General features: G+C 66.1%; 9 protein-coding genes and 1 tRNA gene. 6 read left to right on the forward strand and 4 right to left on the reverse strand.

What is annotated here, in order from left to right; translation table 11 throughout:
- The 4 genes from HOQ08_RS07950 to HOQ08_RS07965 all read left to right on the forward strand — a co-directional run.
- Positions 1–3,881, forward strand: a 3,881-nt coding sequence (locus tag HOQ08_RS07950; RefSeq protein WP_291193067.1) for a PilC/PilY family type IV pilus protein, incomplete at its 5' end; no start/stop codon positions are given.
- A 9-nt stretch (positions 3,882–3,890) separates the two neighbouring features.
- Positions 3,891–4,307, forward strand: a complete 417-nt coding sequence (locus HOQ08_RS07955) for a type IV pilin protein (RefSeq protein WP_291193069.1) — start codon at positions 3,891–3,893, stop codon at positions 4,305–4,307.
- Positions 4,292–4,738, forward strand: coding sequence for a DUF4124 domain-containing protein (locus HOQ08_RS07960; RefSeq protein WP_291193071.1), 447 nt, complete (start codon positions 4,292–4,294; stop codon positions 4,736–4,738). The genes HOQ08_RS07955 and HOQ08_RS07960 overlap by 16 nt, the downstream gene beginning before the upstream one ends.
- Complete coding sequence (locus tag HOQ08_RS07965; protein WP_291193074.1) at positions 4,735–5,316, forward strand: GspH/FimT family pseudopilin; 582 nt, start codon at positions 4,735–4,737, stop codon at positions 5,314–5,316. Before HOQ08_RS07960 ends, HOQ08_RS07965 begins: the two co-directional genes overlap by 4 nt.
- A gap of 61 nt (positions 5,317–5,377) precedes the next feature.
- Here HOQ08_RS07965 and HOQ08_RS07970 read toward each other — a convergent pair.
- Positions 5,378–5,452: transfer RNA gene (locus tag HOQ08_RS07970), tRNA-Val, on the reverse strand.
- Between the two features lie 106 nt (positions 5,453–5,558).
- On the opposite strand from HOQ08_RS07970, the gene HOQ08_RS07975 reads away from it, so the two are divergent.
- The gene (locus tag HOQ08_RS07975; RefSeq protein WP_291193076.1) at positions 5,559–5,885 is read left to right on the forward strand and encodes a lipid-A-disaccharide synthase N-terminal domain-containing protein; all 327 of its coding nucleotides are present in this window, start codon (positions 5,559–5,561) and stop codon (positions 5,883–5,885) included.
- A gap of 48 nt (positions 5,886–5,933) precedes the next feature.
- Here HOQ08_RS07975 and metH read toward each other — a convergent pair whose 3' ends face one another.
- From metH to HOQ08_RS07990, 3 genes are all read right to left on the reverse strand, one after another.
- Complete coding sequence (metH, locus tag HOQ08_RS07980; RefSeq protein WP_291193078.1) at positions 5,934–8,618, reverse strand: methionine synthase; 2,685 nt, start codon at positions 8,616–8,618, stop codon at positions 5,934–5,936.
- 175 nt (positions 8,619–8,793) lie between these two features.
- Positions 8,794–9,870, reverse strand: a complete 1,077-nt coding sequence (locus HOQ08_RS07985; RefSeq protein ID WP_291193080.1) for a homocysteine S-methyltransferase family protein — start codon at positions 9,868–9,870, stop codon at positions 8,794–8,796.
- Positions 9,871–9,951: 81 nt separating this feature from the next.
- Positions 9,952–10,878, reverse strand: coding sequence for a metalloregulator ArsR/SmtB family transcription factor (locus HOQ08_RS07990; RefSeq protein ID WP_291193082.1), 927 nt, complete (start codon positions 10,876–10,878; stop codon positions 9,952–9,954).
- A 135-nt stretch (positions 10,879–11,013) separates the two neighbouring features.
- On the opposite strand from HOQ08_RS07990, the gene HOQ08_RS07995 reads away from it, so the two are divergent.
- Complete coding sequence (locus tag HOQ08_RS07995) at positions 11,014–12,174, forward strand: acyl-CoA dehydrogenase family protein (RefSeq protein WP_291193085.1); 1,161 nt, start codon at positions 11,014–11,016, stop codon at positions 12,172–12,174.
- Positions 12,175–12,216 lie beyond the last annotated feature (42 nt).

Below are 12,216 nucleotides of genomic sequence, written 5' to 3' on the forward strand. Positions count from 1 at the left end.
ACGTTGGCGTGAACGAGGACCTGTCCGGCGTGCTGAGCGGCAAGCCCCCGAAATACCTGGTGGGCCGCACCGGAGCTCTGGATTCGACCACCTACCAGGACGTGTGCACGCCCAAGTTCATCGCTGACCTGTCGACCACCTTCGGCGTGTGCCCGGACATCCCGTCGCTGGAAGGCGGTTACCAGCTCGCGGGCCTGGCCTACGAGGCCTGGACCAACGACATGCGGCCCGATCTGCGCCCGGCCAAGCCAGGCAAGACCAAGGTGCAGACCTACGCGATCGCCCTTGCCGAGACGCTGCCGACCTTCCAGATCAGCGTGCAGGCCAGCAGCACCACCACCGACCTGATCACGATCACGCCCGCATGCCAGGCGAACAACACCGGCACCGCGACACTCGGCAGCTCCACCGGCTGGCGCAGCTGCTACCTCGGCAACCTGACCATCGGCACGCAGACATCCACCACTCTTTCGCAGAGCGACTGGCTGAAGGTGGTCAACGGGCAGACGCCGACCAGCCCCGGCACCTGCGGCGGTACCAGTCCATGCCACGTCTTCGGGCTGCCCTACAAGCTGGACAGCAACGGCGTGCCCGTCAGCGGCAGCTTCATGATCACCTGGGAGGACTCGCAGTGGGGCAATGACCATGACCAGGACGTGGTCGAGATGCTGAGCTTCTGCAAGGGCGCGGCGTGCGCCTACGACGGCAACAGCGATGGTACGCCGGACATCTGCGAGGGTACGGCTTCCAACTCCTGCAACGCCAAGAATCTGGGCGAGCAGTTCATTCTGGTGCGCACCGAGTCCCTGGCTGCCTACGCCGGCAACGCGCTGCAGATCGGCTATACGGCAGCGGGTGCGTACAACCAGGGCAGCACCCAGGACGTCAGCGGCGTGAAGTTCACCGTGCTGCGGCCTGGCAACACCAACGGCAGCCTCCTTTTCGGAAGCTATGGCAGTGCGACCAAGTGGACGCAACCGTCGGTGGAGAAATACTCCTCCGGCCCGGCCGAGCAACTGCCGCTTCCGAACCCGCTGTTCTTCGCCGCCAAGTACGGTGGCTTCAACGACCAGAACAACGACAACAAGCCCGATCGCCTCGATTCGCCCGAGTGGGACGCGATCATCAACGATACCGGCGCGGCCGGCCAGGACGGCATCCCCGACAACTACTTCCTGGTGCGCAACCCCGCGCAGCTCTCCGACCGCCTGTCGCGCACCTTCGACGCCATCCTCAAGCGCGCCGGTTCGGGTACCGCAGCGGCAGTGGTGGCAAATAGCGCAAAGGGCGTGGGCCTGGTCTACCAGGCGCTCTACCAGGCCGAGCGCAAGGATTCCAAGGACCGCGCCGCGGACTGGAACGGCACCCTCAATGGCCTGTGGACCGATAGCTTCGGCCGCCTGCGCGAGAACGGCAACGGCCTGGACTCCACCGGCAACGCCGTGCTGGACGGGTATGACGTCGATCCGGTGATCGAGTTCTACTACGACCCCAACGACGGCCAGACCAAGTTCCACCGCGAGATCATGCCGGCCAATGCCGCCGGCACCCCGGTGACCGTGTTCGACAAGACCAAGGCGGTCATCACCGACCATGGGCTGGACGAACTGCAGACGGTCTGGAGCGCCCAGCAGCAGCTGTGGTCGACCACGTTCAACACCGGGGTGAACACCGACCTGACCAGCGCCAACCGCTCGTATTCCACCGCAACCGGCTCCGGGCGCTACATCTTCACCTGGATCGACGCCAACCATAACGGCGTGGTCGACAGCGGGGAGCAGCAGCCGTTCGTCTTCAGCGGGACAAGTGCAGGCAGCGGCTTCTACGGCGACAAGAAAGTAACCGGAAACAGTACGACTTACAGCGGCAACTTCCGTTACCTCAACACGGCCGATACGGACGTAGCCAAGCGCGTCATCGCGTGGATCCGCGGCTACGAAGTGCTCGACAAGGACAGCCAAGGCGTGCCTCTCTGGCGGTCGCGCACGGTCGACTACAACAACGACGGCACGCTGCGCGTTTTGCGCCTGGGCGATATCGTCGATTCGACCCCGGTCGTGGTCGGCACGCCATCGGAGGCTTTCGACCTGCTCTACGGCGACACCAGCTACGGCACCTTCCGCGACCACTACCGCAGCCGTCGCCAGGTGATCTACGTGGGCGCCAACGACGGCATGCTGCATGCCTTCAACGGCGGCTTCTACAACGCCAGCGCGCAAAAGCTGCAGTTGACCCCGACCGATACCACGCTCTCGGTCACTGCCGACCCGCTGGGCGGAGAGCTGTGGGCCTACGTGCCCGGCAACCTGCTGCCGCACCTGCGTTGGCTGGCCGATCCGGCCTACAAGCACAACTTCTATGTCGATGGCAGCCCGATCGCGCAGGACGTCAAGATTTTTGCCAATGACACCGACCACCCCGATGGGTGGGGCACCATCCTTATCGTGCCTTTCCGCTTTGGCGGCGGCCCGATCTCGGTGAATACGGCAACCGACGGCACCATCGCCACGCAAAATTCGTTCTCCGCCTACGTGGTGCTGGACGTGACCAATCCGGAGAAGCCGCCGGTTCTGCTTGCCGAGCTGACCAACACCGAACTGTCAGACACTTCGGCCACCTGCGGCACCAAGACCGGGTTGCCTTCGTGCACCGATATCACCAAGGTGATCGCTACCTATACCTCCTCGCTTCCGGCGGAGGCCATGTTCCGCGACAGCACCTCCGGCAGTCCCAACAAGTTCTTCCTGTTCACCGGTTCGGGCACGACGGACAACGGCGGCGTGGGAACGACCGAAGGCGGCAATGCGGTTGCCTCGACGTCCCTGAAGATCCGCGCCTACGACCTGGCAGGGTTGGTCTCCACCACGCCTACGGCCACGCCAGCCAAGGTTTTCGACCTGGCCAACATCGGCGCGAGCGGCGCTGGGGCGAAGAGCTTCGCGGGCGACCTGATTGCCTCCGACTACAACCTCGACGGCCGCTCCGAAGGGCTTTATTTCGGCAGCGTCCAGGACAACGGCAGCAACGGCTTCGGCGGCCTGCTGTGGAAATTGAGCTTCATGAACAGCGGGGTGCCCGATGCCAATCCGGCCAACTGGACGCCGCAGCGGGTGCTTTCGGACCTGAACCTGCCGATCACCATCCGTCCGACGGTCGGCCGCAACGACCGTGGCGCTCCCATGGTGTTCTTCGGCACGGGGCGGGCCTATACCAAGACCGACCTGTCCTCGACCGCGCAGCAGAAGATCGTGGGCCTGATCGACACGTCGCTGCTGTCCAGCACCGATGCCCAGTACAAGGTCCTGCCGTTGGCGATGGCGGACCTGCTCGACGTCACCGGCATCAACGTGTTCACGGACAACTCGGTAACCGGCGGCGGTACGGACGCCAGCGGAAACGCAATCGATACGTTCCAGAAGCTGCTTGGCAGCTTCAACACGGCTTCGCGCCTGGGCTGGTACCAGAAGCTGACCGCACCCACGACCACCACTGACACCACACCGTCCGAGCGGGTGGTCAGCACGCAGAGCCTGCTTGGCGGCGTGCTGCTCACCACCACGTTCTTCCCGGGAATAGACACCTGCACCGACGTTGGCCGCGGCGCGCTGTACGGGCTCAACTACAAGAGCGGCACGGCCAGCCCGACACTCCAGTTCTTCGGTACCACCAACGTGGGCGGCAAACAGGCCGTCACCAAGTCGACCGATCTCGGCCCCGGCTTGCCCGCGCCCCCGAGCCTGCACGTGGGCGAGGGCACCGGCAAGAGCAAGCTGACCGCCTGCGTGCAGACGTCGACCGGCGCAATCATCTGCAAGGAGATCACCACCCTCAAGTCGGTGCTCAGCAGCGAGGTATCCTGGCATGAACCGCTGGACAAATAAGGAGGCCTCATGCGCCGGCAACTAGGCTTCACGCTGATCGAACTGGTGGTCGTGGTGCTGATCATCGCCATCCTGGCGGCGGTCGCGATCCCGTCCTACCGCAAGTACGTGGTGCGATCCCACCGTGTGGATGCGCAGCGCGCGCTGACCGAACTGGCAGCGAGGCAGGAGCGTTTCCTCTACAGCAACAACCAGTACGCCGATAACCTGGGCGCGCTCGGAGGTTCCAGTTCCATGGCCGGCAGCTATTACTCCGTCAGCGTCGCCGGCACGTCGAGCGCGGGGACGACCTACAGCGTGACGGCCACGGCTACCGGGTCCCAGCAGCAGGATGACAAGCAATGCCAGACGCTGAGCCTGGACCAGGCGGGCCGACAGAATTCCACCGGTACGACGGCTAACGATCCGGCATGCTGGGGGCGTTGAGCATGATCCGCAGCAGGGTTTTCGTCGGGTTCGTGGCGGCGTGTCTGGCCATGGCGGCGATGGCGCAGGACGGCACTTACTACAAGTGGACCGACGCAAGCGGCACGGTCCATTTCAGTGCCACGCCCCCGCCGGGACACAAGGCCGAGACGATCAAGGTGAAAGAGGCGAGCGGCAGCCAGGCCGTGCCGGCACAGCCGCTGCCGCCGACGCAACCGACGGCGGAGCTCGAGCAGGCGCAGGCCGCCTATCGCCAGCGTTCCTGCGCAGCCGCCCGGAGCGACCTGAAGGTGCTCGAGCAGGGCCGACTGGTGGTCAGCGGCAGCAACCCCGATGCGGCTACCAAGCTCGATGCGGAGCAGCGTGCGCAGGCCAAGGTTCGCGCCACGCAGCGGATCTCACAATTCTGCGAGGCAGGGGCCAAGCCATGACCATGCACGCGACTCAGCGCGGCTTCACCCTCATCGAGTTGATGGTCGCGGTAATGGTGCTCGCGATCCTGGCGGGCATCGCCTTGCCGAACTTCCGCGATTTCATTCGGCGCAATGCGGTCACCTCGCAGTCCAACGCGATGCTGGCCGACCTGCAATACGCCCGCAACGACGCGATCACTCGCCGGGTGGTCACGGAAATCTGCGGTAGCACGGCCGGCACCGCCTGCACGGGATCCAACGCCTTCGAGGGCGGCTGGGTGGTCTATCGCGAGACCGCCCCGGGCCCCGCCGCGGCGTTTGGCTCGGCCGACGAGGTGTTGCGCGTCACTCAGGCCAAGCAGGGCATCAGCATCCGTCTGGTCGATGACACCGGCACCGCCGTCAACGACGTCGGATTCAGCCAGCAAGGTTCCGTGCTGGGCGACAAGCCTCTGCACTTCCTGATCTGCTCGGTGCCGACGGGGGGCTCGGTCGGCCAAAGCACGGATCGCGTGCAGGGCGCAGAGCTGCTGCTGTCGGCCTCCGGCCGCCCTACCATCCGGCCGATCGCCGCAGGCGGTAGTTGCGGCAGCTGAGGGGTTGCGGCAGATACATACGGAAAACCCGGCGCTAGGCCGGGTTTTCTTTTCGTATGCATGGTGGGCGGTGCAAGGATCGAACTTGCGACACCTGCCGTGTGAAGGCAGTGCTCTACCGCTGAGCTAACCGCCCGCCGGGAGCGCGCAACTATACGGAGGCTGCGGCCCGAGGTCAATGGGTCGGGGCGATGGCGGGCGGCGTTGGGTTGAATGCGCGGCTTTCCCGCACGGCCAATCCCATGGGCATCCTCCCGCACATCATCGACTCCATCCAGCACTTCCAACTCACGCCCTGGAAACTGGTCGGGTTCGCCGGCACCTTCATGTTCACCAGCCGCTGGTTCGTGCAGCTGTACTACACGCGCAAGTACAAGCGGGTGGTGATGCCGTTGTCGTTCTGGTGGCTGTCGGTATGCGGCAGCGCGCTGCTGCTGGCCTATTTCGTCGTGGGCAAGAACGACTCGGTGGGCATCCTGTCCAATTTCTTCCCTGTGTTCGTGTCGGTCTACAACCTGGTCGTGCATCTGCGGCACCGCCGCCGGGGCGAGGGCGAGGCGCCGGTTTGAGGCCGCCGCCCGGCGCGCGCCCGACCGGCAACGACGCCGTTTCGAATATCAATCGGGGTCGTAATCGAGATTGGATGCGAGCCAACGCTCGGCTTCCTCGCGGCTCCAGCCCTTGCGCCTGGCATAGTCCTCGACCTGTTCGCGGGTGAGGCGGCCGACCACGAAATATTGGCTTGCGGGATGCGAGAGGTACCACCCGGAAACGGCTGCGGCCGGATACATGGAGAAGCCTTCGGTCAGTTCGATGCCGGCGTTGGCGTTGGCGTCGAGCAACCGGAAGAGGGTGGTCTTTTCGGTGTGGTCGGGGCAGGCCGGGTAACCGGGAGCAGGGCGGATGCCGCGATACTCCTCGGCGATCAGCGCCTCGTTGCTCAGCGCTTCGTCCGACGCGTAGCCCCAGAATTCTCGGCGCACGCGCTCGTGCATGCGTTCGGCGAAGGCTTCGGCGAGGCGGTCGGCCAGCGCCTTGAGGATGATGGCTGAATAATCGTCGTTGTCGACGCGGAAGCGTTCCAGGTGCGGTTCGATCCCCAGGCCCGCGGTGACTGCGAAGCCGCCGATCCAGTCGCGCTTGCCGTACTCCTTCGGAGCGATGAAATCGGACAGGCACAGGTTGGGACGCTCGACCGGCTTGTCGGCCTGCTGGCGCAGGTGGTGGAGCATGACCCTGCCGTCGTCCGTGTAGATCTCGACGTCGTCCATCACGTTGGCGGCCGGCCAGAAACCGATCACCGCACGAGCGGTCAACCACTTCTCGCCGATGACGCGGTCGAGCAACACCTGCGCGTCGTTGAACAGTTCGGTCGCCTGCGCCCCGACCACTTCGTCGGTGAGGATGGCGGGGTAGTGGCCGGCCAGTTCCCAGGCCTGGAAGAACGGCGTCCAGTCGATGTAGTCGCGCAATTCGGCCAGATCGTAGTCGTCGAACACGGTAAGGCCGGGCTTGGCCGGCTGTGGCGGTTCGTAGTGGGCCCAGTCGGAGGTGAAGCGTTGTGCCCGTGCCTTTTCCAGCGGGACGAGCTGCTTGCCGGGACCGCGATGGCGATGGCGCTCGCGTACTTCGGCGTACTCCGCACGGACCTTTGCCATGAAGCCGTCGACCAGATCCTTGCTGACCAGCGACTGCGCCACGCCGACCGCGCGCGAGGCATCCTTCACCCACACGCAGGGCGACTTGTAGTGTGGCTCGATCTTCAGCGCGGTGTGCGCGCGCGAGGTGGTGGCGCCGCCGATCAGCAGCGGCACGGTGAAGCCCTGGCGTTGCATCTCGCGGGCGACGTGGCCCATTTCTTCCAGCGACGGCGTGATGAGCCCGGACAGGCCGATCATGTCGGCCTTCTCGGCCATCGCGGTTTCCAGGATCTTCTGCGCCGGCACCATGACGCCGAGGTCGACCACCTCGAAGTTGTTGCAGCGGAGCACGACGCCGACGATGTTCTTGCCGATGTCGTGAACGTCGCCCTTGACCGTCGCCATCACGATCTTGCCGTTGTTCTTGCCGACGTCGCCGGTGCGGAGCTTTTCCGCCTCGATGTAGGGCAGCAGGTAGGCGACCGCCTTCTTCATCACGCGGGCCGACTTGACCACCTGCGGCAGGAACATCTTGCCGGCCCCGAACAGGTCGCCGACGACGTTCATGCCGTCCATCAGCGGGCCCTCGATGACGTCGAGCGGGCGCGTGCACTGCTGGCGCGCCTCCTCCGTGTCTTCCACGACGAACTGGTCGATGCCATGGACCAGGGCGTGGCTGAGCCGCTCGCGCACGGGCCTGTCGCGCCAGGCGAGGTTCTCGACGACGGCCTCGCCTTTCTTCTTCTTGTAGTTGTCGGCGATCTCGAGCAGGCGTTCGGTGGCGTCGCTGCGGCGGTTGAGCACCACGTCCTCCACCCGCTCGCGCAGCACAGGGTCGAGGTCATCGTAGATCGCCAGCGCGCCGGCGTTGACGATACCCATGTCCATGCCGGCCTTGATCGCGTGGTACAGGAACACCGAGTGGATCGCTTCGCGCACCGTGTCATTGCCGCGGAAGGAGAACGACACGTTGGAGACGCCGCCCGAGACGTGGCTGGATGGGAAGCGACGCTTCAGCTCGCGGGCGGCCTCGATGAAGTCGACCGCGTAGTTGTTGTGCTCCTCGATGCCGGTGGCGATGGCGAAGATGTTGGGGTCGAAGATGATGTCTTCCGGCGGAAAGCCGATCTGCCCGGTGAGCAGCTCATAGGCGCGCGAGCAGATCGCCACCTTGCGTTCGCAGGTATCGGCCTGGCCTTCCTCGTCGAACGCCATCACCACCGCGGCGGCGCCGTACTGGCGTACCTTGCGGGCGTGCTCGAGGAAGGCTTCCTCGCCTTCCTTCATCGAGATCGAGTTGACGATGCCCTTGCCCTGCAGGCAGCGCAGGCCGGCCTCGATCACGCTCCACTTGGAGGAATCGACCATCACCGGCACGCGGGCGATGTCGGGCTCGGCGGCGATCAGGTTGAGGAAGCGCACCATCGCGGCTTCCGAGTCGATCAGGCCCTCGTCCATGTTGACGTCGATGATCTGCGCGCCGTTGGCGACCTGCTGGCGCGCGACCTCGACCGCCTCCTCGTAGCGATCTTCCTTGATCAGCTTCTTGAACTGCGCCGAACCGGTGACGTTGGTGCGCTCGCCGACGTTCACGAACAGCAGGTCGGGGGTGAGGACCAGGGGCTCCAGGCCGGAGAGTCGGGTGTGGCGGATAGTGGTCATGCTTTGGCTTTGGCATTTGCTCCCGCTCCCCTGGCGCAGCCGGGGGAGCGGGTTGGGGGGAAGGGGCGCTCTTGCGTTCGGGTAGAGCGGAAGACCAAAAGCCTTCCCCTCTCCCAACCCTGTCTCCCGGGCAAGGCCGGGGGGAGAGGGCTCAAGCGTGCGGGTGTCGGACGAGTCATGCCGCCTGCGCGACTTCGGGCAACCGCCGTGGTGCACAACCACGCACCGCTTCAGCAATCGCCGCGATATGTGCCGGCGTGGTGCCGCAGCAGCCGCCGACCAGGTTGAGCAGGCCGTCGCGAGCGAAGCCGGCGATCACGCCGGCCATCTGTTCGGGCGTCTCGTCGTACTCGGCGAAGGCGTTGGGCAAACCGGCGTTGGGGTGGGTGCTGACGTAGCAGTCGGCGATGTCGGAAAGGGTCTGCACGTGCGGGCGCAGGTCGGCGGCGCCCAGCGCGCAGTTGAGGCCCACCGCCAGCGGCCGGGCATGGCTGACGGAGTAGTAGAACGCCTCGGCGGTCTGCCCCGAGAGCGTGCGGCCGGAGCGGTCGGTGATGGTGCCGGAGATCATCACCGGGACGCGCGCGCCGCGCTCGCGGAACAGCTCGGAGAGAGCGAACAGTGCCGCCTTGGCGTTGAGCGTATCGAAGATGGTCTCGACCATCACGATGTCCGCGCCGCCATCGATGAGTCCGGCGGCCGACTCGCGGTAGTTGCTGGCCAACTCCTCGAAGGTGACGTTGCGGAAGCCCGGATCGTTGACGTCCGGCGACAGCGAGGCCGTGCGGCTGGTGGGACCGAGCACGCCGATGACGAATCGCGATTTTTCCGGGGTTTTGGCGGTGCACGCATCGCAGGCTGCGCGCGCCACCCGGGCGCCTTCCAAATTCAGCTCGTAGGCCAGGTGCTGCAGGTGGTAGTCGGCCTGGCTGATGCGGGTGGAGTTGAAGGTGTTGGTCTCGACCAGGTCGGCGCCGGCCTCGAGGTAGGCCTCGTGCACGCCGCGGATCAGCTCCGGACGGGTGAGCGTGAGCAGGTCGTTGTTGCCCTTGAGGTCGCAGCCGCCGGGATGGGAGTGCTCATGCGCGCTGTCGTGGCCATGCACGAAGCGCTCGCCGCGGAAGCCCGACTCGTCCAGCGCATGGCCCTGCAGCATGGTGCCCATTGCGCCGTCCAGGATCAGGATGCGTTCGCGCAGCGCCTGTTCGAGCTGAGCGACGCGGTCGGGGTGGAGCCAGGGCAGGGTGGTCATGGTTGTTCTCTACTTTTGCGGGCAGGGATTGCGCGCATCCGCTCTTGGGCACCTTTCCCCGCACGCGGAGGAAGGATCGGGTCAGGGCTTTCGGGCGAGCAGGCTGATCACTTCGAAATGCGGCGCCTTGCGCTCGCGGCTGAGCTGGACGCAGCTGGAAACGGTCAGCCCGGCTCCGGCGGCAAGGCCGCACAGGTCGTCGCGGGTGAAGCCCAGGTTGCGGTGGTCGAACGGCTCGACGACGGCGCGATGGGCGTGCTTGCCCAGGGTCACCGCGAGCAGCCGGCCGCCGCTGCGCAGCAGGCGCGCGGCCTCGGCCACGGCCTGGGCCGGGCGCTCGGCGTAGGTCAGCGCGTGCAGCATCAGCACCAGGTCGAAGCGGCGCTTGCCCAGGTCCAGCGCGTGCATGTCGCCCTGGCGCACCTCGACGTTGCCGAAGGCCTTCAGGCGCTGCGCCGCGGCGGCGGCCACGCGTTCGCTGGAGTCGACGCAGACGATCGAGCGCGCATGCGGCGCCAGCAGTTCGGCGGTGACGCCGTCACCCGAGGCGATGTCGAGCACGTCGCCGGTTTCCAGCAGCTGCAGCAGCGAGCGGGCGAGGGTCTCCCAGGTGCGGCCCGGCGAGTAGTGGCGCTCCATGTCGCCGGCCACGGTGTCGGCCCAGCCTTCCTCGCGGGCGCGGTTGGCGAGCACCGCCGGCAGTCGCGCGGCGTCCTCGCGCAGCAGCGCATCGTCGATGCTCTCGCGCAGCGAGTGCAGCAGCGCGTGCTGGTGCGAGCCGCCTTCGTTGTTGGCGCGGTAATAGGCCGACACGCCGGCGCGACGGTCGCGCACCAGCTCGGCCTCCTTGAGTTTGGCCAGGTGGGTGGACACGCGCGGCTGCGCCAGGTGCAGCACCTGCGCCAGCTCGGCCACGGTCAGTTCCTCGCGTTCCAGCAAGGCCAGCAGGCGCACGCGGGTGGGATCGGCCAGCAGGCGCAGGACGCCGGAGGCGGTTGCCAGATCCATTTCCATCCCTTTATCGCGATGCGAAGATGGATAGGCTAGGCGCCGGTGCCGTGGGCGTCAAGAGCGTGCCGTTCCTACGGAGGCGCATGCCGCTTCGGCTAAACTAGCGGGCTTCGCCAAGCCTTGGAGCCTCCCATGGATTTCCGTTTCACCGAAGACCAGCTCTCGATCCAGTCGATCGCCCGCGATTTCGCGCAAAAGCGCATTGCGCCGGTGGCCGCCGAGCTGGACGCCAAGGGCGAGTTCCCGCTTGAGAACATCCGGGAGATGGGCCAGCTGGGCCTGATGGGCATCGAGGTGCCGACCGAGTACGGCGGCTCCGGCATGGACCCGATCGCCTACGTGCTGGCGATGATCGAGATTGCCGCGGCCGACGCCGCCACCTCGACCATCATGTCGGTCAACAATTCGTTGTTCTGCAACGGCATCCTCAAGCATGGCACCGAGGAGCAGAAGCAGACCTACGTGCGCGCGATCGCCTCGGGCGATGCCATCGGCGCCTATGCGCTGACCGAGCCGCAGTCGGGTTCCGACGCCTCCAACATGCACACCCGCGCGGTGAAGAACGCCGACGGCGACTGGGTGATCAACGGCAAGAAGAGCTGGATCACATCCGGCCCGGTGGCGCGCTACATCGTGCTGTTTGCGATCACCACGCCTGGCATCGGCGCCAAGGGCGTGTCGGCCTTCATCATCGACACCAAGCGCCCGGGCTTCCATGCCGGCAAGACCGAGCCCAAGCTCGGCATCCGCGCATCGGCCACCTGCGAGATCGAGCTCAACGACTACGTCTGTTCGAAGGAGAACCTGCTCGGGCAGGAAGGCAAGGGCTTTGCCATCGCGATGGGCGTGCTGGACGCCGGCCGCATCGGCATCGCCTCGCAGGCGGTGGGCATCGCCCGTGCCGCGTACGAGGCCACGCTGCAGTGGTCGCGCGACCGCAAGGCCTTCGGCCAGCCGATCGGCAGCTTCCAGCTGACCCAGGCCAAGATCGCCGACATGAAGTGCAAGCTGGATGCCGCTACCCTGCTCACCCTGCGCGCGGCCTGGGCCAAGGGCGAGGCGGAGAAGAACGGCGGGCGCTTCGGCACCGAAGCGGCGATCGCCAAGCTCACCGCCTCCGAGGCGGCGATGTGGATCAGCCACCAGGCCGTGCAGATCCACGGCGGCATGGGCTATTCGAAGGAAATGCCGCTGGAGCGCTACTTCCGCGATGCCAAGATCACCGAGATCTACGAGGGCACCAGCGAGATCCAGCGCATCGTGATCGCGCGCAACGAGACCGGCCTGCGCTGAGTTCTTGCCCCTCTCCCCTCCGGGGAGAGGGCTGGGGTGAGG

This window comes from Frateuria sp., from assembly GCF_013362045.1.
Taxonomy (GTDB): Bacteria; Pseudomonadota; Gammaproteobacteria; order Xanthomonadales; family Rhodanobacteraceae; genus Frateuria_A.